The sequence below is a fragment of the Bradyrhizobium betae genome (assembly GCF_008932115.1).
GTDB classification, from domain to species: Bacteria; Pseudomonadota; Alphaproteobacteria; order Rhizobiales; family Xanthobacteraceae; genus Bradyrhizobium; species Bradyrhizobium betae.
Genome location: NZ_CP044543.1, coordinates 2,968,604 through 2,995,397, shown reverse-complemented (window position 1 = coordinate 2,995,397; position 26,794 = coordinate 2,968,604). Strand labels below are relative to the sequence as shown.

18 protein-coding genes are annotated in these 26,794 nt (G+C 64.9%); 7 read left to right on the top strand and 11 right to left on the bottom strand.

Going from position 1 to position 26,794, the window contains the following annotated elements; translation table 11 throughout:
• The first annotated feature begins 261 nt into the window (after positions 1 to 261).
• Positions 262 to 1,623, top strand: coding sequence for a tyrosine-type recombinase/integrase (locus F8237_RS14295; protein WP_006023603.1), 1,362 nt, complete (start codon positions 262 to 264; stop codon positions 1,621 to 1,623).
• Between the two features lie 306 nt (positions 1,624 to 1,929).
• On the opposite strand, the gene F8237_RS14285 is transcribed toward F8237_RS14295, so the two are convergent.
• The 11 genes from F8237_RS14285 to F8237_RS14235 all read right to left on the bottom strand — a co-directional run bounded on the left by F8237_RS14285 (position 1,930) and on the right by F8237_RS14235 (position 15,415).
• Positions 1,930 to 5,034 carry a DEAD/DEAH box helicase gene (locus F8237_RS14285; protein WP_006023604.1) on the bottom strand — a complete coding sequence of 1,035 codons (3,105 nt, stop codon included), beginning with the start codon at positions 5,032 to 5,034 and terminating at the stop codon, positions 1,930 to 1,932.
• A gap of 11 nt (positions 5,035 to 5,045) precedes the next feature.
• Positions 5,046 to 5,282: a DUF2158 domain-containing protein gene (locus tag F8237_RS14280; protein ID WP_006023605.1), complete on the bottom strand. Its 237-nt coding sequence runs from the start codon at positions 5,280 to 5,282 to the stop codon at positions 5,046 to 5,048.
• A gap of 277 nt (positions 5,283 to 5,559) precedes the next feature.
• Positions 5,560 to 6,000, bottom strand: coding sequence for a ubiquitination-like system serine protease family protein (locus F8237_RS14275; protein ID WP_006023606.1), 441 nt, complete (start codon positions 5,998 to 6,000; stop codon positions 5,560 to 5,562).
• The gene (locus F8237_RS14270; RefSeq protein WP_006023607.1) at positions 5,997 to 7,169 is read right to left on the bottom strand and encodes a ThiF family adenylyltransferase; all 1,173 of its coding nucleotides are present in this window, start codon (positions 7,167 to 7,169) and stop codon (positions 5,997 to 5,999) included. Before F8237_RS14270 ends, F8237_RS14275 begins: the two co-directional genes overlap by 4 nt.
• Positions 7,144 to 7,890, bottom strand: a complete 747-nt coding sequence (locus F8237_RS14265) for a multiubiquitin domain-containing protein (RefSeq protein WP_006023608.1) — start codon at positions 7,888 to 7,890, stop codon at positions 7,144 to 7,146. Before F8237_RS14265 ends, F8237_RS14270 begins: the two co-directional genes overlap by 26 nt.
• 81 nt (positions 7,891 to 7,971) lie before the next feature.
• Positions 7,972 to 11,373, bottom strand: a complete 3,402-nt coding sequence (locus F8237_RS14260) for a UvrD-helicase domain-containing protein (RefSeq protein ID WP_006023609.1) — start codon at positions 11,371 to 11,373, stop codon at positions 7,972 to 7,974.
• Between the two features lies 1 nt (position 11,374).
• On the bottom strand, positions 11,375 to 11,953 hold the full coding sequence (locus F8237_RS14255; RefSeq protein WP_006023610.1) for a hypothetical protein: 579 nt from the start codon (positions 11,951 to 11,953) through the stop codon (positions 11,375 to 11,377).
• The gene (locus F8237_RS14250; protein WP_006023611.1) at positions 11,950 to 12,807 is read right to left on the bottom strand and encodes a response regulator transcription factor; all 858 of its coding nucleotides are present in this window, start codon (positions 12,805 to 12,807) and stop codon (positions 11,950 to 11,952) included. Before F8237_RS14250 ends, F8237_RS14255 begins: the two co-directional genes overlap by 4 nt.
• Complete coding sequence (locus F8237_RS14245) at positions 12,804 to 13,883, bottom strand: nucleotidyl transferase AbiEii/AbiGii toxin family protein (protein WP_006023612.1); 1,080 nt, start codon at positions 13,881 to 13,883, stop codon at positions 12,804 to 12,806. The genes F8237_RS14250 and F8237_RS14245 overlap by 4 nt, the downstream gene beginning before the upstream one ends.
• Positions 13,880 to 14,710: a DUF6088 family protein gene (locus F8237_RS14240; protein WP_006023613.1), complete on the bottom strand. Its 831-nt coding sequence runs from the start codon at positions 14,708 to 14,710 to the stop codon at positions 13,880 to 13,882. Before F8237_RS14240 ends, F8237_RS14245 begins: the two co-directional genes overlap by 4 nt.
• A 75-nt stretch (positions 14,711 to 14,785) precedes the next feature.
• The gene (locus F8237_RS14235) at positions 14,786 to 15,415 is read right to left on the bottom strand and encodes a DUF6088 family protein (protein ID WP_006023614.1); all 630 of its coding nucleotides are present in this window, start codon (positions 15,413 to 15,415) and stop codon (positions 14,786 to 14,788) included.
• A 256-nt stretch (positions 15,416 to 15,671) separates the two neighbouring features.
• Between F8237_RS14235 and F8237_RS14230 the strand changes: the two genes are divergently transcribed.
• The 6 genes from F8237_RS14230 to F8237_RS14205 all read left to right on the top strand — a co-directional run bounded on the left by F8237_RS14230 (position 15,672) and on the right by F8237_RS14205 (position 26,541).
• Positions 15,672 to 16,865 (top strand): hypothetical protein, encoded by a 1,194-nt coding sequence (locus tag F8237_RS14230; RefSeq protein ID WP_024338475.1) that lies wholly within the window; start codon positions 15,672 to 15,674, stop codon positions 16,863 to 16,865.
• Between the two features lie 151 nt (positions 16,866 to 17,016).
• A complete protein-coding gene (locus tag F8237_RS14225; protein ID WP_006022621.1) occupies positions 17,017 to 18,135 on the top strand; it encodes a DUF3800 domain-containing protein in 1,119 nt (372 codons plus the stop codon).
• A 187-nt stretch (positions 18,136 to 18,322) separates the two neighbouring features.
• Positions 18,323 to 20,461, top strand: coding sequence for a ParB/RepB/Spo0J family partition protein (locus tag F8237_RS14220; protein WP_006022620.1), 2,139 nt, complete (start codon positions 18,323 to 18,325; stop codon positions 20,459 to 20,461).
• Positions 20,462 to 20,627: 166 nt separating this feature from the next.
• The gene (locus F8237_RS14215; RefSeq protein ID WP_006022619.1) at positions 20,628 to 21,041 is read left to right on the top strand and encodes a hypothetical protein; all 414 of its coding nucleotides are present in this window, start codon (positions 20,628 to 20,630) and stop codon (positions 21,039 to 21,041) included.
• Between the two features lie 149 nt (positions 21,042 to 21,190).
• On the top strand, positions 21,191 to 25,504 hold the full coding sequence (locus tag F8237_RS14210) for a strawberry notch family protein (protein ID WP_006022618.1): 4,314 nt from the start codon (positions 21,191 to 21,193) through the stop codon (positions 25,502 to 25,504).
• Positions 25,504 to 26,541: a DUF7146 domain-containing protein gene (locus F8237_RS14205; RefSeq protein WP_006022617.1), complete on the top strand. Its 1,038-nt coding sequence runs from the start codon at positions 25,504 to 25,506 to the stop codon at positions 26,539 to 26,541. Before F8237_RS14210 ends, F8237_RS14205 begins: the two co-directional genes overlap by 1 nt.
• Positions 26,542 to 26,794: the final 253 nt, after the last annotated feature.

Sequence of the window (26,794 nt, the reverse complement as noted above, 5' to 3'; positions counted from 1 at the left end):
CGAAGTTTGCTTGGGAATTCCGTGCCACGAGGTGGCGCACCCGACACGATTCGAACGTGTGACCTTTGCCTTCGGAGCAATTTAGCCTGCCTATCCTAAATGCACGACAGGGCACGCTACAATGCGATATGTAACTGAAGATACTAGACAATTCGTATTTCCGCGCCGAACTGTCTATCCAGAATTTCGCTCCGATATCCATCCGGTTGCTTCCGTGGTGCTTCCGCGGAAGCAGCCCCTCACTAGCGAGGGGAACACCTCATGGCAAAGCTGACCAAGCGGATCGTGGACGCTGCCGATGTTCGCGAGAAGGACTATTTTATCTGGGACGACGAACTGCCCGGTTTCGGCCTCCGCGTGTTCGCCTCCGGCAAGCGCAGCTACCTCATCCAATATCGCGCTGTTGGACGCACGCGACGCTACACCATCGGCCTGCATGGCGTGTGGACGCCGGAGACAGCCCGGCAAGAAGCGAAGGTCCAACTCGGGCGCGTCGCGCGCGGCGACAACCCTTCCGAAGAACGTCAGCTCGATCACAAGGCCATCACGGTCAAGGAGCTTTGCGCCCTCTATACCGCTGATCTGAACGCGGGCCTCATTCTGGGTAAGGGCGGGCGACCGAAAAAGCCCACCACCATCGTCACCGACACTGGCCGTATCGAGCGGCACATCATCCCGCTGATCGGCGCGCGCCGGGTCAAGGATCTCACCAAGGCCGACATCAACAAGGTCTTGAAGGACATCATGGCCGGCAAGACGCGCGTCGCCGTCAAGACGAAAAAGCTGCGAGGAAAGGCCATTGTTCGTGGTGGCGCGGGCACCGCCACGCGCACCGTCGGCCTATTGGGCGGAATCCTCACCTACGCTGTCGATGCTGGGATTATAGAGGTCAATCCGGCGCACGGCATCAAGAAGCCCAAGGACAATGTTCGGAATCGTAGGCTGACCGAGGCGGAGTATCGCACCCTCGGGCAAATGCTTCGCGATGCCGCGGCGAACGAAAAATACGCCATGACCGTGGACATCATCCGGCAGATCGCGCTCACCGGCTGCCGCCGCTCGGAAATGATCTCGCTAATGTGGATCGAAGCTGACACCGACGCGAGCTGCATGCGCCTGGTGGACAGCAAGGAAGGTGAGTCCATTCGTCCAATCGGATTGCCCGTCGTCGAGTATCTGGAGGAACGGCGCAAGACCGCAGCGGGCACCTATGTCTTCCCAGGTCAGGGCGAGGACCATGCGTTCGGCAGCTTCCCGAACCATTGGGAACAGATTTTCAGCGACAGTCCGCTCGCCGGCGTCACCCCGCATGTCCTGCGTCACAGCTTTGCCAGCATCGCCAACGATCTCGGTTTCACCGAGGTGACCATCGCGGCGCTCGTCGGCCACTCCAAGGGCTCGGTGACGAGCAAATACATTCACACGCTCGACACTGCGCTCATCATGGCCGCCGACACGATCTCCGGTTACATCCAAGGGCTACTCGAGGGGATCGAATTCAAACAGACGGCCTACGCATTGGATCGTGATTCTCGTCGAGCTGCGCTTGACCTCTTCCTGACCAAAGCGGTTGGAGAGCCGGGGAACGAAGCCGAGGACGAGGAGCGTCGCTTGGCAGCTTGAGGCTTGCGATCAGCCACTGGTCGGCGAGCAATTCATCGCCGCCCACGATGCAGTCGAAAAAGCTTTTTGAAGAAATCGACGATCTTCGGTTTGGCGCCATCGGCGACCAGGTCATTTGCTCCGAACCGGCAGACCATCCTGACACTCCTGCACACCGAGCGCAGCCGTAGCGGCGCGTTGTCTCGTTCGACCGCTTGATCGCCCGCTGCCGCATTGGCTCCGCCAGCATTGGAGACTTTCTGAGGCAGGAACGTCTCGCAGAGGGGGCATCTGACGCAATCGCCTCACGCCCCCGTTGCGCGCAATTTAGGGCACATATACTTCAAGGATCGGGGCGGAAGGCGCCACCGCTTCGGCCCGACGCTTGGCAACGCGCTTCGCCGCATCGCGGACAAGTGCAAGCTTGCGCCTGTCCTTGTCCACGCATGCCAGAATTTGGTCATCAGTTGCGGCGTCGATCTGTTCGGGCTCACAGAGCTGCGCGGCGGCCAAGCGGCAATAGTCGCCCCGCAGCAAATCGGCTCCAGCGAATTGGGCGAGGTCGACGGCGGCGCTGGGCACGCCATATGTCAACCGGATCGCCAGACGTCTCACACGGTCACCGAGATCGAGCGTGGGGTGCAGGATCTCGGCGACGCGAGCCGCGACCGGCATCAGATCGCAAGTCCGCGCTGCGACCGCGCGTATGGGGCCGGCGGCGCCGCCAAACGCACCACCGAACTGCGTCAGCACGCGCTCGATCTCGCTCATGGCACGACCGGACACGAACAAAAGACAAGCGACCGCCTTCTTCGCACGCAGGGTCGCCTGATGATCTTCTGTTGTCCCGCGCTGAAGCGCGTTCAGGACGTGCCACGGCACATTCTGCCTCTGCAGCTCGTTGGGCCATAGCTGAGGCTCTTTCTGCGTGCTTTTTCGGTTGATCGGAAAAAGGAGTTGATCGACCTCGACCGTCGTTTGAGCTGCGGCAATCAGGACGGGATCGCTGATTTCTTGGGGCTGAAGCGAGCCGAGGCAATCTACGAGCGCGACGATGGACCCGACCTCTGCCGCGCTTTCGCCAGCGAGACGGCCCAGCTTGGTCAATTCATACGCGCCTGTAGCGTTCTTCTGCACCAGGCCGTGGCGTTCCAAATCCGCTAGGGCCGAAAGCAGATCCGGCCGGCTCCACTGCCACGCGCTATGGGCGCGCCGGGCTTGGAACGCGCCGAAGCTCGATTCCAGAAATTCGACAATCTCCTCGCTCGGCACGCCTTCGCCGGCCGCTCGTTGTGCCGCGACTAGGACGCGGATAATCAGGGAGCGTGGGTCGGTTGTACCGTCGAGGAAGCGGGACACCAAGTCTTCCGGCTCCGCGGTCACGTATCGCGACCACAGATCATGCTCGGCGCGCGGATCGAGCGCCAGCAGATACGAAGCTCCCTTCTCGGCGAAGCCAAGCCTTCCCGCGCGACCGACTAGGTTCTTGTATTCGGCTACCGAATAGGGCTCGTCGCCGGGATGATTCAAGCCGGCGATGATGACCGATGACGCGGGCGTGTTCACGCCCATCGCCAGCGTCGTCGTGGCTGCGATGACGCGCAGGCCCGAGCCGCTACGGCGAAATTCTTCCTCGATGACGCGCCGCTCTTCGCGGTCGAGATCCGAGTTGTGGAAAGCGACGCCGCGCCCCAGCGCGCTCCGCAAGTCGGCGCTGGCCTGCGAGGGATCGCCGCCGGGCATCTGCGTCAGCGCCTCGGCAGCCGGAGGCAATCCGAGCGACTCTGCGAGATAGTTGGCGCAGCCGCGGGCTTCGCCCTTGGTTTCGCGAAACACGATCACCTGCTGGCCTTCGGCGACAAGCTTGCGCACCAGCGGGATGATCCAATCCTGGCTGGATCCTTTGCCGCCGACAAGACGCCGAACGAGCGGCCCCTCAACCTGCTCATTGCCATTCTCCGGGTCAAGAAAGCGGAAATGCCCGGTGCCGAGCAACAAGCCCTCCTCAAGCGGAACGGGCCGCTCCGTGCGCCGCAAGAGCCGCGCGCCGAGCCATTGCTCAAGGCCGTTCGTGTCCCCGATCACAGCCGAAAGCGCGATCAGTTGGGGCTCGATCCCCTCACGCCGGCGCATCCGGATGAGCGTCAAAATGAACTCCAGATTCGCGCCGCGGCCACGGTCGGCGATCATCTGCGCTTCGTCGATCACGATCGCGCCGACCTGCGCCAGCACATGAGGGAATGTCAGCGCGATCGCGGCGAACTTCTCATAGGTCAGGAGACCGACATCGTATTGGCCCCGCAGCAGAGGCGCGATGTCGTCCGTCTCGCCCGTCGCTTCCACCGTGCGGACCCCGAAACCGCCATAGACGCTCTCGAAGTGCCGCCGCTTGTCTGCCACAAGGGCCTTAAGCGGCAGCAGAAACAAAGCCCGTTTGCGATCCAGCACGTTCCGGAGCGCCGCGAGCTCGCCCACCATCGTCTTGCCCGAGGATGTCGGGGCCGACACCACCAGGTTCTCGCCGTCCAGCACGCCGAAGTCGGTGATGGCGGAGATCTGAAGCGCATTCAAGGACGGGATCGCTCCAGCCCAGGCGGTGACAAGCGCGTCGGGGAAACCGGCCGACGAGAGGCTGGCAAGATCGGACGTCACCTTGGCAGGCAGACGCGCCGGGAAGGCCGCCCGATACTTAGCGCCCGGCACGAACACGGGCCACGCGACATCGCCGTCGATGCTCCCGCGCATGGTCGGGTTCTGCTCTTTGCCGCCCTGCAGCGCGGCCGCCCGGACGCGGCTCGTGACATGCTCGAGGAGGCGGTAGAGCGAGAGCTTGCCGCCGCTCACGACTTCCTCGGCGCCACATAGCGCCTCAAGCAGAAAGTGGGTCAGAAAGCCGTGCCCGAACCGGCGGTGCTCATAGGCGGGCTCGGTCGCCGCGGAGGCGGTGAAGATGATCCGACCAGCGCCGCCAAGCTGAGCCAGGCGCGCTTCGGCGGACAAAAGGCTGCGCGGCTTCGCATCGACGTGCAGAACCTTCGCCCCAATGCCGCCGGAAAAACAACAGTCGAGGAACAGGATCAGGCGCTTTGCCGGTATCCGCGAGAACCATTCCTGCAACAGCTCGAGCGGGATCGCGGAGCCGGCGAGATCATCTGGATTCGCGTCGTGGGTGACGAGCTCATGTGTCTCCGACCCATGGCCGGAGAACGCGATCACCACCGTATCCTCGGGGCCGCAGCCGGCCAGGTCGGCAAATGCGTCCTCAATCCGCTGCCGCGTGGCCTCCGCATCTGCCAGCAAGACTGTGCTGCCGCCCAGCGTGTCGAAGAACAGTGCCTCCAGCGCCGTCGCGTCGCGACGCGCGCAGGTCAGCTCATCAATGCCGGTCGAGCTATAACGGTCGATGCCGATGAACAGGCCGCGAAACGGCATGAGGCACCACGCTACGCCCGAACGACGCCGACGGAGAACGCGGCTCGTGGCTTCTCAGCCTTCTCCAGCACGACCGGCGCGAACGTGTCTTTCCGCGCGACCTGCTTGTTGCCCACCTTCTCGAACCAGACACACCAGACGGCATCCTCCTCCAGCATGGCCGTCTTCCCGACCTGCTCGACCGTCATGATCGGCCCGCCTGACTTCACCCGCACAAGATCGCCGGGCTTGAATTCGGTAGCATCCATTCTCCACGCTCCTTCTCGATGCCTATCTGTCCTCGCCAGGCACCGGAGGAGGTCGCAAGAAGCTCGCCCACGTCCCCACCACCATGAGTGGAGACGCGCACGTGCTAGGAGATCGCCCCATGCCTAACATCAATATATGGTGTGTCGGTCATTCCTTGCACAAGGATTTCGGCGAAGACCGTGTAAGCTCCTGATAGATGTTCTTGATTTGTCTCTTAGGGCTGCGCTGCGTTCCGAAGCGGGATAGCCCGACGGCAACCTGCCGTCGGGCCTATCGTCACGATCTGCCAGATAGCCAACGCCAGGCGCGGCGCCAGAAGCCGGGAGCCGCCTTGACGGGAGCGGGCTGAACGGCAAGTTCGATCGCTGGCGTCTGCCCGTAGAAGCGCGCTTTGGCAGCGCGGTCACGACGACGCTCGGCTTCGACCTGCTCGTCACTCCAGGGGCCGGCCTCGATCACCTTGCTGCGGTCGATCACATAGTGTGACCGGCATTTCAGCGTCCAATTGCCGATCGACGGCCGAAGGGAGACGGTCTCGCCATCGAACGTCATCTTCCAGTCCGTCGGCGTGAAGGGGGCGACGACCTCCTCGCCGCAACCGCAGCAGCAGCTGTGGGCTGATGTGGCATATTCCATCGAAACATAGAGAATGCCTGCCTCAAGGCGCTCAGGGATGTGTTCGACGAAACGATGTTCGAGTCGCTTGTGCCGTATCACGCGAGATCCCCGTTGATCAGCATGTTGCCGTCGGTGGTGTAGGTGCAGTGATGCTCGCGCTCGAGGTCGCGGTAGAAGCCGCGAATCTTCTTCCACTTGACGACCGCGAGGACAGCATTCAGGGCGTTGAGATCCGCGACCTGGATGTTGGAGGCGTAGATGTCCTTGGCGCCGCCGCCGACGAAGGAAATGCGCTGCCGCGCGTGATCGCGCTTCTCCGGCGTACTGGCGGTGACGCGCAGGATGCCGCCCAGCGACCCCTCGTCGAGCTCGAGCCCCATGCCAACATCGACGAACGCGGCGCCGATCGCCTCGAGCTTCTCTACGATCAGCCGCTTAGCGTCACCCGCATCGAGGGACAGGAACGCGAAGGTGACGCCGTCGAGAAGGTGAATGTTGTCGACGCCGAGCGCGACATCGTGCGCCACGATGTTCCGGTGCATCCGGCTGTAGATGCGCTTCAGGTATTCGACCTTCTTGGGCGCTTCCCGCAATTCCTCCAGGCTCGGAGCGCCCGGCGCGCGAAACGCGTTATGGGTCAGGAACTCGTCGCTGTCGAACAGCCGGATTTCCCGGACAGGCGTCTTGGCGACGAAATCCAGGATGTAGCCGCCGGTCCCCCCGACGCCGATGATGGCGACCCGCTCGTTGACGAGTCGCTCGGTCAGGACGCCGATCCCGACACGGTCGGAGGCGGTCTCGACATAGTTGAAGACGCTGTCCTCCTCCTCTTCCGGTTCGCGGAAGGTGCGAGGCGTCGCGCCGGACTTCAGCACTGCGGCCGGGCCCGCGAGGATATTCGCGTAGCTCGTCATCTTGTGGTGGTAGTCCGAGTAGCCGCCGTCTGGCTTGCTGGAGAAGCTGTGCGTCGCCTTCAGGCCGTGGCCGAGATCGAAGGCGCCGGCCGCATGCGAGATGCCCTGGATGGGCCTGCCGTCGGCGTGGCACGGGAAATCGCCGTCCCAGTGGATGACATGGGTGTCGGGCGGGCGCGTCTGATCTCCGGCCAGCGTGAGGCTGGAGATGAGGGTGCCGATGCGCACCTCCCGGCGCGCATCGACATACGGCACCTCGCGCATAACGAGATACCCGCCCTGCTGCTGGACGAAGTAGCCTTCGTCCCGCAGCCGCTTGAGGTCCGGATTACGACTGAACAGTGCGCGTGACATTGAACACCGTGCCCTTCTTCTTGACGTCGACGGAGCCGCCAACCCCGAGCTCACCGGCGGGCGGCGTCGACGCCGCGTGCCGATAGGTCATCGAGAAGACGACGTTGGGTTCGTGCTGGCCCGGGAAGGCGAGCTGGACGATCTGTTCGAACGTCACCGTGCGGGCGTTCACCGTGCGCGGCCGCGAATTGACGATGATCTCGAACGTCAGCCGCGCGGTGATGAACCGCTCGATGCCGGGCTGGACCAGATCGATCAGCTCGCCATGCTCGATCAGGCGATCTTCACCGCCGGGAACCTCGAGGAAGACGGCCTCCCCCTCGCCGGGCTTGGCGAGGCCGTAGAGCACCGTGCCGCTGATGACCGGCTTGCCCCAGAGCAGCTCGTGGTCGTTGAGGGTCAGCTTGAAGTCGCGGTCGGTCTGGAAGGCGATGAACCGCTCGGCGCCGCGCTCACGCAGGTCGAACGGCTCGTTGAGCCTCACATCCTCGAAATCGCCCGAGGGCAGGATCGCGATGAGGCTGTAACCGTCCCGCGGGTCGAGTGCCGCGGCTTCCAGCAACTGGCGGCCGAGCGGCACGGGATCGCTCACCACACGGGACTGGAAGTTGAGATCGCCCTGCGCGAGGAGAAAGCGATACCCCCGCGCCGGACGCAACGCCCGGCCTTCGCGCAGGGCGTTGCCGAGATCGTCGTAATCAAGAAGTTCTTCGGTGTTCATAAGATTGGGTCCTTAGGTTCGGCCGAGGCAGCGCCGCGGCTCTAAGGGTCCAATCGGAGCGAGGGAGGCCGACCGGTAAGGTCAGACGAACTTTTTTTGCAAGGGGCCGTCGGGGGTCTGCCCGCAGATGAAGAAGGCCGGGCAGTTCGGGCAGGTGCGCGACGAAACCTCGGCCGGAAACCGTCCGGCGCGGATGTCGCCGAGAAACTTTGCGAGCTTGTCCTTGCGCCCCTTCAGCTCCCGATCGGACAAGGCAAGCGCATGTGCCTCGCCGTCGGAAAGATGGACGAGCTCTGCGACCGCGCCGGGAAAGGACTGCCTGACCGCCAGCATCAGCGCCGCCGCGCCGACATCCTTGCCCTCGGCCGACCGCATGTGACCCGTGCGAATGCGGCGCACGGCGCGGATGCCGTCCGGCCGCACCAGCACCTCGTCCGGCCGAACGATGATCTCCTCGCCGCCGAAACTGAGGCTGAGCGCGACCGGCGCTTCGGGGACTGCTTCGGCGCGGTTCGCCAGGAAGAAGCGCAGCATTGCCAGCGCCAGATCGCGGAATTCCGCGCGATAGCCGTGCTCGCCGAGCCCCTCGCCGGCGAGCGCCGCATCGATGCGATCTTGCAGCGCCTGCTCGGACACGGGTCCATCCGACGCGATCACCGCCTCGACCACCACGCGAACCGCCTCATGCAGATGCATGAAGGCGGTCGCGGTTCGCCGGCCGCCGACCTGCAGGACATGCGTGTAGAAGAAGCGACGCGGGCAGGATTCATAAAGAGCGATCTGCGGGGCGCCTAACCGCAGCCGTCCGTCGACCACCAAATCGATATCCCGAGCTTCCGCGGCCACGGGAAGCGGCCGTGCCGGCACGAGCGAACGGCGTGTTAAGGTCGCCCCGAGACGGTCGAGGAATGGCGAAAGCGGTCGGTTGTGGCCGTTACTCTTCTCGGTCGGCGCATAAAGGATCAGGCGATCGCGGGCGCGCGACTGCGCCACGTAAAATAGGCACTCCTGCTCCTCGGCCTGACCTGCGCGGAACGCCTCCAGCGCACTGCCCTCCGCCCCCGCGATCATCCCGTCGGGCGCCGGACAGGGCGGCGCCGGCGGCGTGCGTGGGATCGTGTCGCTGTTAAGCCCAGGAATATGGACGCCACCGAACTCTAGGCCCTTGGCGCCATGGATGGTCATCAGCCGCACGGCGTCGAGATGCTGGGCGGCCGCCGGCAATTGGCGCAGGTCGCGGTCGTCGCCGAGCCGCACGAGCCTGCGCACACGATCGAGCAGGCGCGTGATGGGCAGCCCGCGTCCGGCCGGTTGTACCCGCACAAAGTTGAGGAATTGCCAGATCGCGATGCCCCGTGTGCGGTCGGCGAGATCCTCCGACGCGCCCAGGCGCGCGGCGATGCGTGTGCGATCGAGCAACAGCGTCGCGAGCACGGTCCAGGGCGAGGCCGTCTGATCGAAACCATCGAGCGCAGTCGCGAGCTTGGCAACGGTCTGCCGCCCCCTGTCGCTCAAACCGGGGATCGCCTCGCCATGCCGCAGCCAGCCCGCCGGCGCGTGCTCGGCCGCCCGCAGATGGTCGAAGACCGCGACCACATCGGCAAAGGAGGTGGCGAAGTCTCGCCAGCAGGCAATGCGCACCAGGCCCATGGCGCGCCGATCGACCAGGATCGAGAGGAGAGCCAGGAGATCCTTGACCTCACCCCGCTCGAACAGACTTCCCAGGAAGAGGACCGGCACGCCGAGCCGTTCCAGGTCCTGCCCGATCGTCGACAGCTTTTCGTTGCCGGTGCACAGGACCGCCTGGTCACGATAGGCGTAGCCGTCACGCCGCAGCTCCTCGATAGCGTCGGCCAGGGCGACCTGCTGCTGCTCGGCGCGCTGGACCGTGCGCAACTCGGGCCTATGTCCATTGGCGTCGCGGTCCGCGTCGAGGCCACTATCCGCATCGCCGGCGCGCATCGTGATCGCGAAACTGGAGAAGCTGGCGACAATCTCCGGCACCGAACGATAATTACGCTTCAATCGACCGCGATTGCCACCGGCGAAGTCCTCCTTGCCGAACCGGGTTATGTTGAAGGATGAGGCACCGCGAAACCGGTAGATCGACTGCTTGGCGTCGCCGACCATCCAGAGATTGCGGCCGTCGGGCCGCAGTGCGCTCAGCAGCCGCACGCTGCTGCGGTTCACGTCCTGATACTCATCCACCAGGACATGATCATATTGCGCCTGCAGCGCCGCGCAGATGGCCGCCTCCTTTTCGAGCAGTTGCACCGGCAAGGCGACAAGATCGCCGAAGTCGATGCAATGCGCGTTGCGCTTGAGCTGTTCGTAGGCCGCGTAGACGCGGGCAACCTCGCCGGCGCGTTCCGCCGCCTCGCGCGCATCCGAGTCCTGGGCTTTCGCCTGCATGGCGTCGGCGAGCGCGGCGTAGGTTTCGGCGTCGACCACCTCATCCTTCGCCCGCGATACGGCGGCCAACATGTCGGCAATGATCTGGGTCGGATCGTAAAGATTGCGGTAGTACGCGAGCCTAAGCCGCGGGAACTCCCCCTCGAGGAGTTCGACCGCTTCGGTCCGGTCCATCATCCGCGGGTCCTTCGGCAGGCCGAGCTCCGCATGGAAACGACGGATGATATCGAGGCCGAAGGCATGGAACGTGCCGATCCACATCGCGGCCGCAGCCTCGGGCCGCTTGCGCGCGATCCGCTCGGCCATCTCGCCCGCTGCCTTGTTCGAAAAGGTCAACAGCAGTATGCGCCGTGGATCGACGCCCTCGCCTAGAAGGCCCTCGACGCGCGCGATCAGCGTCTGCGTCTTGCCGGTGCCAGGCCCCGCCTCAAGCAGATAGGCTTCGCCGCGATGCGCCGCAGCGGCCGCTTGCAGCGGATTGAGCGGCCGTTCGACATGCGCCGCAGTCGCGGCGGGAGGCACGGGCGGCAGCAGCAAAGCATCGAACAACTGCTGCGCGACGACCTCGAACGGCGCGCCGAGCTTCGCGGCGATGGCGGACGCGGCGAGCCCTTGGTCGACATGGAGCGCCCGCGCGACGGTGCGCGGAAGCAGCAGTTCGCGCGCGAACAGGTCCATCTGGACTTCGCGGCGTTGCCGGCGTCCATAATCGACAACCCGATCCATTCCGACTGGTGAGGGCTCGGCCGGGCGTGCCGGATCAATCATCGGCGCCGCTTCGCCACCAGGATCGTCGCCCAGCTCGACATGGCCGATCTCATGCGCCACGAGGAAAGCTTGCTCGAACGGAGAGCCCATATTCTCGTGAAGAATCAGATCGTCGGCGGCGACGAAAGTCGCGCGGCCGCCATTGAGGACGGCTGCGCCGGCGGCAGTCCGTTCGACATCAATCCCCCGCCGCTTGGCCTCGGCGACAGCAAAGTCATAGGGCGACCAGGGATCGGCGCCGGATGCAACGAGGCGAGCGTGAAGCTCGGCGGCGACTTGCCTGGCGAGCTCCACACTGTCCATGTCAGTCCGCCTCCGCCAACAGCCGGGCGCGCTTCTCGGCCGGGACGCCGGCATCGATCAGCACTTGCTCGAAGGTGACCTGCTCGCCGGCCACCGGTTTGCTGTCGGCCTTATAGCTGCGCGCGACAATCAGGTGCGCTGGCCCCCAGGACGACTCCAACTGTGCGACAGAGCTGCGCATCGCATCCGCCAATATCGCCAGGAAGCGTCGCGGGATACTGACGAGAGAGACCCGCCGTTCGCGCAGTGCGGTCACGACCTGCCGGGGCACGTCCAGACGCTGCGCGACGGCGCGCCAGTCATCGACCGTCAGCGCCGCGAAAGGGTCGGCTGCTGCCGCCGGCATAACCTTCGCGTGTTGCGACCAGGCAGCGTCGATCAGCGCCCGATCGGTAGCAGAGAGGGGTGCGGCATCTTCATAAGCCTCGCGGCTGAGTTCGCGCGAGAGGTCGATGAGCTCCCCGGCATATTCCGGGTATAGCCGCAGATAGCGTTCCAAGGTCGACCGGCCAGGCTCGCTCTCGACCGCGAACGCGTCGAGCACGGCCTCGCGGGATGGACGTCCGCCGCCGGGGCTCACCGCTCGTCTCCGTCGGCCATGGCAGCTCGCAGGGCGGCGAAGGCCTTGTCGCGGTAGGTTCGGACGGTCTTTTCGGAGCGGCCCAAAGCCTTGGCGATGGTCATGACGTCCGGCTCCTTGGAGTCGATGGGGAAGCCCTGTCTCAACATGTGAATGATCCTGCTTTGTTCTGTCGGTAGAGCTTCAATCGCTGCATCCAGGCGCGACCGGTAAGACGGGTCGTCGAAATCCGACACGGCGAAGGGATCGTGGGTCCCTGCGGCCGCCTCGACCTCCGGTGACAGTTCTCCGCTCTCCTCGTCATATTCGAGGGGCTGGGAACGGTTTTCGTCGCGCCAGGCCTTTTCCTGCGCATCGCGCCGCAGGCTCGCTAGCGCGCCATCGAAGCGCACCTCGAAGTAGTCGACCTTTTCGTCGTAGGCGGCGCGGTCCGCCGAAAAGAGCTCGACGAACCGGCCGAACACCTTGTCGCGCACGACCCCGCGCGTCAGCGATTCCGTCTTTCCATCGGAGCTTTCCGCCCTGGGCAAACTGCGCAGCACCCGTTCGGTCAAGATCCGATAGAGGCGCTCGAACCACACCTCGTTGTTGTCGCGACGGCTCGCGCGAATGAAGTAAACGAGACATTCGCTCGGGACGTAGCCCGGGTCCGAGCGCTTGGTGATTTCCGCCCTGGCGATCAAGCCATCACGCGGCAGGACTGCCAATTCGGCGATGAGGGCTTCTATCTTCGGGTCGCGCTCGTAGAGTTCGCCGCTGAGGCGGCGTTTGCGCAGCGGGGTTACGATCGCTTCGCCCGCGCCACGCGCGTCTGCCTTTTGCCCGGTGTCGAAAGCTCCCTCCAACTGGTTCATCGCGCGGCCCCGCCTCCCGTATCGCCCTTCTTGTTGAGACGCGTCTCGAGCGAGCCGATGCTGTCGAGCACCGCCTCGAAATCCGGTGGATCGCCAAAGATCATGCCCTGCATGGCCCTGTAGTCGACGCGCAGTTGCTCGATCATCGCGTCATGCGGGGCGAGTGCAAACGAGCCAGGCGCAGCGCTCGCGAGATCGAAGTCCGGTCGATTGAAGAACATCCGGGCGTGCGCGACGCAATCCGCACCGAGCGCCGGATCAGCGATGGCGGCGGCGCCGACGCGGGCCGCGGCGAGCTGGTGCAGGTCATAATAGTGACGGGAAACGCGTTGGCCGCCCCCGCGCAGCTCGCCGCGCTTGTCGAACCAGCGCCGCAGCCCATGGAGGATGACAACCTTGTCCCAGAAGGTACGTTCCGGATCGACCGTGCGGACGGCCGGCACGGTCAGGTCGAGCGCCGGCAGATCATCATCGACATAGGGTTTGATCGGCACTTCGCTGTTCGGATCGAGCGCGGATTTCGCGCCCGACTCGATCTTGATCGCTGCCCGCACATAATCCGATCGCGGCGTCGCCGCGGGATACCAGATCAGAAGCGTCTGCCCGTCGGGATCAGCGTCATCGGCTTCCACTCGGGCCGCGCCGGCATCGAGGCCGGCAGCCTGAAGCCGGTCCTGCAGGATCTGCGTCAACTCAGCCCGCAGCGGGCCGTTGATGTAGGCTTGGCAGGCGTCCTTGATCGCATCGAGGCGCGCCCGGCGCTTTTTGCTACTCAGCGCTTCGAGCTCCTCGATGGTCGCCGGCTCGCCGATGTCGTCCCGAAACACCGTGACATCAATGTCTTCGGAGAAGCGATTGATCAAACCAAACCCTTTGGACAGGGAGGTTCCACCTTTGAAGAGGAGGCGGGGTCCGCCCTCTTTCAAGCCATTGAACAAGGCATCCAGCGTCCAGCAGACCCAGAAGTCCTTCTCGATATTCTGAGACGCCGTGCCGAGGCGTAGCGCCGTCGTATCGAAGGCGCTCAACATCGCGTCCGACCCGGCCGCGAGAACCTCGTCGAAAGCCGGATTCATGTCTTCACCGCCCGGGCTGCACCGCGCTTGGCAGTTTGTGCCTTCTGCGGGGAGAGCGGCTTTCGCTTGGGCCGGGCGACGGCAGCATGACGCTGATCATCGGCATCGTCCGCCGTTCTTTGTTGATGACGATCATGATCAGCATCATCACGATCATCATCGACGTGCCGACGACGAACGCCGGCGTCGCTTTCAACGAGCGGCTTGAGAAACACCCACATCCATGTCGGAAGAGCTGTCATACCGGCAGTGAGATCCGCTTTGAGGGGCGGTCCCACCGTGGGATCTTCGAAAAGATTGGCGAGCTTGCGCCTAACCTGATCACTTTCTCCTTCACGAACCAGGAGATCGCGCAGCCAGTGAAGCGCTTGGACGACGCGCATCGCTGGTCGTCCGGCCCAGAATAGCTTGCTGGCCGCGGTTGGACGGAAGGTGATCGTTACGTTGCCGAGCTTGATCGCGCGGCGCCGAGCGTCGGTGTGCACCACGATTTTGGCGGGGACGGCGTCAGTTAGGCCCAGATCGTTCGCCGCGGTCATGCCGTCGACAAGCATCCGGGTTTGGTCACGTCGCCCGACGGCGTCGATGACTGAGCGCGGATCAGGCGGATTGGGTTTCTGGGTGAGTTTGTTGAAGCCAGGCTGATCGTAGAGCCCACGATCAATCCGCCTAAGGATTTCGACCTTCGTCAGCCGCTGCAACGCCTTATCGACCGCGTCCCGCGAGGCGAGATCGACGAAGTCACTGGGCGTCCAGACCTTGCGTGGCGCATCCGCACGGATGCGCTCGAGCATGGCTTTCTTCAGATCGGGCGAGTCGGTGTTCATGTCCGAAAATTGTAGTCCTTTTTCGGACGCGAACCAAGTGGATTGTCCGAAATAAATATACAAATTTCGGACAATCTAAATAGGTAGGCCGCCCACCTGAGAATGGCTCCTTCGGCCGTATGCAACTTTGCCGACCGTCCTGGCGAGCCAGCTCGGTAGCTGGGGCGCGACCGCGACGAGTTCGCCGAACGTGGAAGACGGCAACTTGCGCTTCAACGTCATCAAGGCGGCTTCTGCCTTTTCCGGCCCCAGCCAGGCGAGCGCTCGCACCGCCTGTCCGGCGGGCCGATCGGCCAGCGCCAACTGCCAGCGCGGCGCATGCCGCAGCTCGACGACCTGCTGGCCCAGATTCATCGTCCGGCTACGGCCCGATGTCAGATAGACCGACCGGACCGGCACCTGTGTCGTGAGGCCGAGCGCGTTAGCGGCCGCGGCACCGTTCGACACGATGGTTTCGCCGCGCTGGAGCGCGAGGGCTTCGACGGCCTTCTCGACGGAGGGCGCGCGGACGCCGAACCGACTCGAAACCGGGCGCAGATAGACGCCGCGCCCGGCACGCATCAGCCGGCCACGTTCAGCCAGTCGCGACAAGGCTTGATCCACCGCGGCGCGATTGCCGAGATGGAGCAGGCTCTTCGCCGCGATCGGAGCGCCCTCGGGCAAGCCCTCGGTGTGCGCCAGAATCTGTTCGGTCAGTCGTTGCACGGCACTTCTCCTGTCAGAAATATATGCGGTTTTCTGACAGTTTTCAATCTCCCCCAAACCGACTGGAAGGGCCAGCGATTGAGAGGGGGCCTGGAGGGGAAAGCCTTCCCCTGCGGCCGAGCCCAGGGTCTCGGCCGACCCCTTCTGCGGGGAGACCCCGCAACGCCCTCATTAGAGTGAGAGTGTGGACCGGATTTCCGTGACGGGTTGAGGGTCGGGAGAGAGTCTTCCGGCGCCCGTCATGGAGTTTGATCCCATGAACATGCAGGTTCTCGATGCCCGGCGCGACGTGAGTGGCGGCTGGAAGGTGGACATCAACCGCGGCGAGCGCATCGGTCGGGTTTCCTCGGAGTGGTTCTCGCGACCCGACGACGAGCGCTATCTCTCGCTCGCCGAACTCGGCCGGACCGTCCGCGAGCGCACCGAGCGCAGCCGAACGCGCGTTGTCGAATCCGCGCTTATCCATGTCGAAGCCAGCCGCACCGATCCCGAACGGCTTGCCCTGATCCTACCAGGCGCCGACAAGCCCATCGCTCCGACGCACTGGAGTTTCGGTCAGCTCGCGAGCCAGGTCGGCGCGCCGGCCGCCTATCTGCGGCAGCTCCCCGCCGCGCTCGCCGGCATCAACCTGCAATATGGGCTGACCGCCCACCGCGCCGAGCAGATCAAGACCCTCGAGACCGACGACGGCCGCGTCGAGCTGCGCGCCGTGACCGGCCCCGACTACGGCCGGATCTACGACCACGAGCTGGTCGAAGCCGTGCAGCGCATCGCCGGCAACGGCACCGGCGACACCCGTTGGAAAGTGCCCGGTGTCCTCGACTGGTCGACCGGCGTCTATAATCCGCGCGTCGACATCACCAAGGACACCACGACGCTCTACGCTTCCGATCGCGACGTCTTCCTTTTCCTCGTCGACGATCTGAATCCGATCGAAGCCGGCAAGCTCGCGGATGGATCGCCCGATCTCTATTTCAGGGGCTTCTATGCCTGGAACAGCGAAGTGGGCGCCAAGACCCTTGGTATCGCGTCCTTCTATCTCAGGGCCGTGTGCCAGAATCGCAATTTGTGGGGCGTCGAAGATTTCGAGGAGATCTCCATCCGCCATTCCAAATACGCCGCTTCGCGCTTCGCCCATGAGGCGGCGCCGGCCTTGCTCAGCTTCGCGGACTCCTCACCGCAGCCGTTCATCACCGGCATCAAGGCGGCGCGCGAACGCATCGTCGCGCACAAGGACGAAGAGCGCACCGAATTCCTGCGCCGCCGCGGCTTCTCGAAAGCCGAGACGGGCAAAATCATCGACGCGGTGCTGGCCGAGGAAGGCCGCCCGCCGGAAAGCATCTTCGATTTCGTCCAGGGCATCACCGCCGTCGCGCGCGACAAGCCCCACCAGGACGCGCGGCTCGAGCTCGAAGGCAAGGCCAAGAAGCTGCTCGATCGCGCCGCCTGATCCCCGCAATGCCGGAGATGCGGTTGTCCGTGTCTCCGGCTTTGCGTCCCCTAGCCATACTGTTTCCGGGCTGTCTTGTGGCCCAGATCCAGGTCACCTATTCAGTGGTGCGGCATGGAGCACAATCGCCAAACGAGCGACTGGATACAGAATGCTAGAGCAGGCGCCTGCGGAATATTACATCGATGAAAGCGGCAATACCGGCGACCTGAGCACGGTCAAAATCGACTCCTACTTCGTCGAACAGCGCATGTTCGCCTTGGCTGCATTCGGCTGCACGCTCGACCAGGACTTCACCGATAAATTGGGCGCACTAAAAAAGGCGCACCGCATCCAGTCGTCGGAGCTCAAATCAAAACAGGCTTATGACAAGCCGCGCTTCATCTTTGATCTTCTGGACCTCCTTGAGACGCGCCGCGCCCCAATCTTTATCGAGCTTGTCGACAAGCACTTCTTCGTTGTCGTGAACATCATCGAGCGAATGGTGGTGCCCTATGTGGGGGAATGCGACACTCAACCTGGCGCCCTTTGGATGAAGGGCGTTATGGCGAACTACATGGCGCTATATGCACCTCCCGAGCTGGCTCACGCCTTTGCCGCATGTTGCCAAAGCAGAGACCACGCGGAAATACGCGAACTTTACAAGCAAATAATTCGGTGGGCGCAGGGAAGCGGAGTTCCGCCTACTGACGTGGCGGCGGGGATCATCCGTTTTGCGCGCGACAGCTTGAAGGACTTCCGCAAGCTGCCGAAAGCCAAGGCCGTCGAGCGGGCATTACCGATTCCCGACAAGAATCCCGCCGGGAAGCTGCTCTGGGTTCTGCCGAACCTGACATCGTTCACCAACATCTACGCCCGGATCAATCGCTTCGCGCGAAAGCAGGTTTCCGGCGTGACGCTGTTCCACGACGAGCAATTGCAGTTCGGAGACATTCTTCTGCACAACAAGAAGCTCGCAGAGGACCTGGCGCAGCTTGGCGTGAAATTGCCCCTGCAGACGGCCGACTTCGAATTCTCGCAGGCGGCCGACCTGCAATTCCAGCGATCGCACGATTCTATCGGCATTCAGGTCGCCGACGTCCTCGCCGGTTTCATCGCGCGATATGTACAGGACGCTGTGTGGGGCGGCGCCCCCATGCATCCTGACAAGGTAGCGATTTTCCGCCGCCTCGTCGCAACAGGCGACCGCAGCTTGGGTTCGGGTGTCAACTTCGTCGCGCCCGACAACATGATCCGCTTCCTCGGCATCGAACCGCGCTCGAATTTCTAGGGCGGCATCAAGCCGTCATGGGCGAATACGAAGGACTGGCGCGGGATCATCGCCGGTTCTGGCAGTGACCTTACCGATGGCGTTTGATGGTGTCGCTGCCCTCCTAGAGTGAGAGGGCGGTGCTTCGCTTCGTGACGGGTTTAGGGTCGAGAGAGAGGCTTTCGGCGCCCGTCGCGGAGTAAGTCTCATGGCAACTGCCATTCAGAAGATCACCCTGTCGTCGGCGCAGGACATCCCCTTCAACAAGCTGGTGCTGAGCCAGTCGAACGTCCGCCGCGTCAAGGCTGGCGTCTCGATCGACGAGCTGGCCGAGTCGATCACCCGGCGCGGTCTCATCCAGTCCCTCCACGTCCGGCCGGTGCTCGATGCCGACGGCCAGGAAACCGGCATGTACGAAGTGCCGGCGGGCGGGCGTCGCTTCCGCGCGCTGCAGCTCCTCGTCAAGCAGAAGCGCCTCACCAAGACCTCCAAGGTGCCGTGCGTGGTGTCGGACGCCAATGCCGACATCCTCGTCGACGAGGTGTCGCTGGCCGAGAATATCGAACGCGCCCCGCTGCATCCTCTCGACCAGTTCCGCGCGTTCCAGGCGATGCGCGAGAAGGGCATGACCGAGGAGGCGATTGCGGCTGCATTCTTCGCGTCCGTCCAGGTCGTGAAGCAGCGGCTTCGCCTCGCGGCCGTCTCGCCGTCATTGCTCGATATCTATGCCGAGGACGGCATCACGCTCGAACAGCTCATGGCCTTCACCGTCACCAACGATCATGCGCGTCAGGAGCAGGTCTGGGAGTCGGTTCGCAATAGCTGGCAGAGGGAACCCTACCAGATCCGGCGCATGCTGACCGAGACCGCCGTCCGCGCATCCGACAAGCGGGCCGTATTCGTCGGCATCGATGCCTATGAAACCAACGGCGGCTGCGTGCTGCGCGATCTCTTCCAGGATGACGACGGCGGCTGGCTGCAGGATCCTGCGCTGCTCGATCGCCTGGTCGCCGACAAGCTGAAAGCCTCCGCCGAAGCGATCGCCGGCGAAGGCTGGAAATGGATCGAGGTGGCGATGAGCTTCCCCTATGGCGCCACCCACGGCCTGCGCGAGATCGTGGGCACGCCGCTCGACCTGACGGCTGACGAACAGGCGACCATCGAGGCGCTCAACGCCGAGTGCGCCAAGCTGGAGGCCGAATATGAGAACGCCGACGAGTTGCCGGACGAGATCGATCAGCGCCTTGGCGAAATCGAAACCGCGCTCGCCAGCTTCGACGAGCGGCCGGTCCACTACGAACCCGCCGACATCGCGATCGCCGGGGTCTTCGTCAGCCTGGACGCCGACGGCACGCTGTCGATCGACCGCGGCTATGTCCGACCCGAGGACGAGATCGCCAACCAGGCGGGCGATGGCGAGGGTGAAGAGCAGGATGGCGGCGACGATGACGCTGACTATCCGGCGTCGCCTTCGGTCCAGCGCGCGGTCATCACCATCTGCGGCAAACCTGCCGAGCCCGAGGAGGAGGACGAGGACGACACGATCAAGCCGCTCCCCGATCGACTGATCACGGAGCTGACCGCCGATCGCACCCTCGCGCTCCGCGACAAGCTCGCCACCGATCCCTCGGTCGCCTTCGTCGCCGTCCTGCACAAGTTCTGCCAGGACGTGTTCTACGGCGGCAGCCAGTACGGCTTCGCGATGGAGGTCAGCGTGCGGGGCACGACCTTCCATTCGCAGCCCGAAGGGCTTCGTGACAGCGTCTATGCCAAGGCGATCGAGGCCCGGCACGATAGCTGGCGCAAACGGCTCCCGGCCAAAGTCGCTGATCTCTGGGATGGGCTGGCCGCACTGACTGGCCCCGAACAGGCCGAACTCTTCGCCCATTGCGCTTCGTTCGGCGTCAATGCGCTTTATGAGCGGGCCGATCGCTACGGTGGCCGTGTCTCGGCGCATAGTGTCGAACAGCGCATCGCCGAAGCCGATCGCCTGTCGCTGGCGGTCGGGCTCGACATGGCCGAAGCCGGGTGGCGGCCGACCGTCGCCAACTATCTCGGCCGCGTCACCAAGCCCCGCATCCTCGAAGCGGTGCGTGAAGGCGCCGGCGAGCGCGCCGCCCAACTCATCGCACATCTGAAGAAGGGCGACATGGCGACCGAAGCCGAACGTCTCCTCGCCGAGACGGGCTGGCTGCCCGAACCGCTGCGCAATTCCGGCGCCGATGCCGAAAGCACCGAGGCGGACTCTGGCGAGGGCGACGAGGCGTTGCCGGACTTCCTCGACGGCGATGACGAGGAGACCAACACCGATGATGAGGAGGAACGGCACCTCGCCGCCGCGGAGTGACGGCGGTCCTCATCTGACTTGACGAGCCCGGCGTCCCTTCGGGGGCGTCGGGCTTTTTTCATGCGCGCCGATCGAGAGGGAGAGTTTGGCCCGGACGTGGCGAGCCGGACATGGAGGAGAGAGCGCCTGCCGGCTCTCCCGTTCCCTGCTCTCCGGGAGTGGCCTCATGGCCGACTATTTCACCCATTTCTCATGCCTGCTCGATGTCGGCACGCCCGAGACCGCAGCCCGCGCGCTCGATCTCTACAACCAACTGTCCGAGGACGGAGCATCCGAGGAACCGCCGTCCGATGGCTTCCTCCTGTCCATCCAGCCCGAGCATGGCGGCTCCAAACTCTGGATGCGCGACGATGTCACCGGCGATCCCGAACGGCTGATCCAGTTCGTCATACGCTGCGCCGCCGAATTCCACCTCACCGGCCGATGGGGCTTTCAGTACGCCAACACCTGCTCCCGGCCGCGTCTCGATGGCTTCGGTGGCGGCGCGCATGTCCTCGATCTCGCGACCGGCGAAACTGTGGCGTGGATCTATACCAACGGTTGGCTCGCCGAGGTGATCGATGGCGGCGATGGTGCCTGACATCATCGAGACCATTGTCTGTCGCTTGATGGCGCGGCCGGGCCGCGCCCCTTGAGAGCGAGAGGAAGGCCGGGACGGGTTTGAGCCCGTCCGGTCCGAGAGAGAGCGCCGGCGGGCTTTCCCGCTCCGCTCTCCCGAGGACGTCTCCCATGAATGCTCACACCCTTGCGGCGGCGCTGCCGACCGCCGCCGATCAGCCGACCGACGCTGCCGCCATCCATGCCGCGGCACTTCTCCTCCTTCCTCACATCGAGCGCGGCGAGCGCATCGACGCCGCGGTCTTGCGCACCGCCATGGAGACCGCCTTCGGCGCGTCCGATACTGCCGGCGCCTGGGACTGGAAGGACGCCTATGACGCCTGCGAAGCCGCAACCGTCCTCATGCTCCGCAAATACGGAAAGGCGCTTTTGCGCAAAGCCGGGTCTCCGGCTGCGGCGGTTCCTCTGTTCGGCAAGATCGCGGGACTTCTGCCCACCCACACGCGCCGCTCCGAGGAGGCGCAGGCCTTCCAGCAATTCTCGACGCCGATCCCGCTCGGCCTGGCCGCGATCACTGCGGCCGCCATCACACCCGCCGATCGCGTGCTCGAACCATCGGCCGGCACCGGCCTGCTCGCCATCCTCGCCGAGATCGCCGGCGGCACGCTTGTCCTCAACGAACTCGCCGAAACCCGGGCCGCACTCATCTCCTCCCTCTTTCCGGCCATTCCCGTGACCCGCTTCGACGCAGCCCAGATCGACGATCATCTCGACCCGGCGACCGTCCCAACAATCGTGGTGATGAACCCGCCATTCTCGGTCCTCGCCAATGTCGAGGGGCGTGTCGCCGACGCAGCCTATCGCCATCTCGCATCCGCGCTCGCGCGGCTCGCCGATGGCGGGCGCCTGGTCGCGATCACCGGCGCGAATTTCGGCCCCGACATACCGGCCTGGCGCGACGCCTTCGTCCGCCTGCAGGAGAGGGGCCGCGTCGTGTTCACCGCCGCCGTCCATGGCTCAGTCTATGCCAAGCACGGCACGACCGTCGAAACCCGGCTGACCGTGATCGACAAGATCCCGGCCGACGAGCCATCCGCATTTCCGGCGTCCCCCGGCACCGCTCCCGACATCGCCACGCTGATGACGTGGATCGCCGAGCATGTGCCGCCGCGCCTGGCTGTCGCGCCTGCTGTTCAGGTCATGCCGACCGGCGCCACGCCGCGCACCGTTCGCGGCTATCTCGCGCGCACCGCGGCGACATCGGCGACCCGCGTGGGCCTCGCCGATCCCGAGGGCGTGCCGCTCGCCTATGAGACCGTCGACTGGACCCCGGCCGAGGGCGCCCGCCTCAGCGACGCGATCTACGAGCAATACGGATTGCAGACGATCCGTATTCCCGGCTCTCAGGCCCATCCCACCAAGCTCGTGCAATCCGCCGCCATGGCCTCGGTCGCCCCGCCCAAGCCGAGCTATCGGCCGACGCTGCCAGCGACCATCATGGACTCGCTCTCAGACTCCCAGCTCGAAACCCTGATCTTCGCGGGCGAAGCCCATTCCGATTTTCTCGCAGGTTCCTGGACCATCGACGACACTTTCGATGTCGTGGCGGCCGCCGCCGATGATGCAAACGGCGTCGTCCGCTTCCGCCGCGGCTTCTTCATCGGCGACGGCACCGGCGTCGGAAAGGGGCGCGAGTCGGCCAGCATCGTGCTCGACAACTGGATGCAGGGCCGGCGCAAGGCGGTCTGGATCTCCAAATCCGACAAGCTGATTGAGGATGCGCAGCGCGACTGGTCCGCACTCGGCATGGAGCGCCTGCTGGTCACGCCGCTCTCGCGCTTCCCGCGGGGCAAGCCGATCGCTCTGCCGGAAGGCGTCCTATTTACAACCTATGCCACGCTGCGTTCCGACGACCGCGGCGAGAAGGTTTCGCGGGTCAAGCAGATCGTCGAATGGTTGGGCTCCGATTTCGACGGAGTGATCATTTTCGACGAGGCGCACGCGATGCAGAACGCTGGCGGCGGCAAGGGAGAACGGGGCGATGTCACGCCCTCGCAGCAAGGGCGCGCGGGGCTTCGCCTGCAGCACGCCTTGCCCAATGCCCGCGTCGTCTATGTCTCCGCCACCGGCGCCACCACGGTCCAGAACCTTGCCTACGCGCAGCGCCTCGGTCTGTGGGGTGGCGACGATTTTCCCTTCTCGACCCGCGCCGAGTTTGTCGAGGCGATCGAGGCCGGCGGCGTCGCGGCGATGGAGGTGCTTGCCCGCGACCTTCGCGCGCTCGGCCTCTACACCGCCCGATCGCTGTCGTTCGACGGCGTCGAATATGAGCTGGTCGAGCACGAGCTGACCGCCGAGCAGCGGCGCATCTACGATGCTTATGCCGGCGCCTTCGCCATCATCCACAACCATCTCGATGCGGCCATGCAGGCGGCCAACATCACCGGCTCGACCGGGACGTTGAACCGCCAGGCCAAATCCGCCGCGCGCTCCGCCTTCGAAAGCGCCAAGCAGCGTTTCTTCGGTCATCTGCTAACATCGATGAAGACGCCGACGTTGATCCGCTCGATCGCGGCGGACCTGGAGGCCGGGCATTCCGCGGTCATCCAGATCGTCTCGACCGGCGAGGCGCTGATGGAACGGCGCTTGGCCGAAGTTCCGACCGAGGAGTGGAATGACATTCGCGTCGACATCACGCCCCGCGAATATGTCCTCGATTATCTCGCCCATTCCTTCCCGGTGCAGCTCTACGAGCCCTTCAGCGACGGCGAGGGCAATATGTCCTCGCGTCCGGTCTTTCGCGACGGCCAGCCGGTCGAGAGCCGCGAGGCGGTCGCCCGCCGCACCGAGCTGATCGAGAAACTCGCGAGCCTTCCGCCGGTGCCGGGCGCGCTCGACCAGATCGTCCAGCATTTCGGCGCGGACGTGGTGGCCGAAGTCACCGGCCGCTCGCGTCGTATCGTGCGCAAGGGACAGCGCCTTGTGGTCGAGACCCGCGCGGCGTCCGCCAATCTCGCCGAGACCCAGGCCTTCATGGACGACATGAAGCGCGTGCTCGTGTTCAGCGATGCCGGCGGTACGGGCCGCAGCTACCATGCGGAGCTGTCGGCACGGAACACGCGGCTTCGCGTCCACTATCTGCTTGAGCCGGGCTGGAAAGCCGACGCCGCGATCCAAGGCCTCGGCCGCACCCACCGCACCAACCAGGCGCAGCCGCCGCTCTTCCGTCCGATCGCGACCAATGTGAAGGCGGAGAAGCGCTTCCTATCGACCATCGCGCGCCGGCTCGACACGCTGGGCGCGATCACGCGCGGACAGCGCCAGACCGGCGGCCAGGGCCTGTTCCGACCCGAGGACAATCTGGAGAGCCACTATGCGCGCGATGCGCTTCGCCAGCTCTACATCCTGATCGTCCGCGGCAAGATCGAAGGGTGCTCGCTCCAGCGGTTCGAGGACACGACCGGCCTGAAGCTGATGGACGACAACGGCATCAAGGACGAGCTCCCGCCGATCACAACCTTTCTCAACCGCCTGCTCGCGCTCACCATCGACCTGCAGGACGTCCTGTTCGCCGCCTTCGAGCAGCTTCTGACCGCCAAGGTCGAGGGCGCGATCGCCGCCGGCATCTACGACATCGGACTGGAGACGCTGCGCGCGGAGAGCTTCGTCGTCACCGATCGCCAGACCATCTACACCCATCCCGGCACCGGCGCGGAAACCAGCCTGCTGACCATCCAACAGCGCGAGCGCAACCGGCCGATGACCGCCGAGGAGGCGATGGCTTGGCTCGACGATCCGGTCGCCAAGTTGCTGGTCAACGAGCGCTCCCACCGCGCCGCGGTTCAGCTTCCAGCGCCTTCGCTGATGCTCGACGACGGGGAGATCGAACGCCGCGTGCGGCTGATCCGGCCGATGGAGCAGCATCACGCCTCCATCCGCATGATGGACGAAAGCCATTGGATCGCCGCCAGTCGCGCCGAGTTCACCGCCGCCTGGAACGCCGAGATCGCGGAGGTGCCAGCCTATTCCGATTCCACGATCCACATCGTCGCTGGCCTGCTGCTGCCGATCTGGAAGCGGCTGCCCAACGAGTCGAGCCGTGTCTATCGGCTCCAGACCGATGACGGGGAACGGATCATCGGCCGCCGCGTGTCGCCCGCATGGGTCGCCAACGCCACGACAGTCGGAACGACGAACCTGTCCGCCGACCATGCCTATGCCGCGCTCATCGAGGGCAAGACAATCCTCGATCTCGCCGAAGGCCTCCAACTCCGTCGCGTGCGCGTCATGGGCGCCGATCGCATCGAACTCTCCGGCTTCACCGACGCGATGCGCGAGCGCCTGCGCGCCTTTGGCCTCTTCAGCGAGATCATCTCGTGGAAGCTCCGCTTCTTCGTGCCCGTCGGCGCGGACGGCGCGACCATCATCGGCAAGCTGATCGGCACCTACCCGATCCAGCGCGTCGGCGAGCGGGAGGCAGCGTGATGGCCCGTCTCGACGCATCCGATCTCGCGCAACGTCTCGGCCGACAGGCCGAGGCGGTGTGCCGCCATTATCTCAGCAATGGCCACCGTCAGGGCAACTACTGGCAGGTGGGCGACGCCCGTAACACTAAGGGCCGCTCGATGTACGTCCGGCTCAAGGACTCGCCCAAAGGCCCCGCCGGGAAATGGACTGACGCCGCTACCGGCGAGCATGGAGACCTCCTCGACGTCATCCGCGAGAGCTGCGGCCTCATCGACTTCAAGGATGTCGCCGACGAGGCTCGGCTCTTCCTCAGCATGCCACCACCAGCGCCGGAACCCTCCGCCTTCCAGCCGCTGGCGCCCGCACCACATGGATCGCCCGAAGCCGCACGGCGCCTCATCCGCATGTCGCAGCCGATTGCGGGCACAATCGTCGCGGCGTATCTCCGGCAACGCGGCATTACGGATCTCCGTGGAGCCGGAAATCTGTATTTCCACCCGCACTGCTATTATCGCCCGGACGAGCATGCGCCGACCGAGACTTGGCCGGCCATGATCGCCGCTGTCACTGACCTCGACGGCATGATCACCGGGGCGCATCGCACCTGGCTCGACTCACGACGCCACGACAAGGCGCCATTCGAAACCCCGCGCCGGGCGATGGGCGATCTCCTCGGCAACGCGGTCCGCTTTGGCGCTGGTGGCGAAGTGATGGCAGCCGGCGAAGGCATCGAGACGGTCCTTTCAATCCGCCAGGTCGTGCCCAACATGCCGATGGTGGCGGCGCTCTCCGCGGCACATCTCGCCGCCATCCTGTTCCCGGACACGCTGCGGCGGCTCTACATCCTGCGCGATGACGATCCGGCAGGCGATGGTGCGCGTGACAGCCTGATCGAACGGGCGAACGCGGCCGGGATCGAGGCGATCGTGATCTCTCCACAGCTCGGGGACTTCAACGAGGATCTCCGCACCCTCGGCATCGCGACATTGCGCAGTCAGACTCGGGTACAGCTCGGGCCGCAGGACGTCGCACGCTTCATGGCGCTGGCGGCATAGCCGGTAAGGAAGCGGCAGCGGCCCCGCCGCCGTACTCGCTCAGACGCAGCGGATCGGAGAGGACCGCGCCTCGGCCTTCGAGAGGGCGATCGGCCCACAGGCAGGCCGGCCCGGCAATGGCTGCGGCCGACTATTTTCCGGCGCGGCCCCAAGGGGCCGCTTTCCATCGCGAAACAAAATAGCCGGCCTCCGCCATCCTCCGCTGACGCTCCGGCCCTCGCTCGCGCTCCGGGTGCAGGGCCGCCCCGCCGGT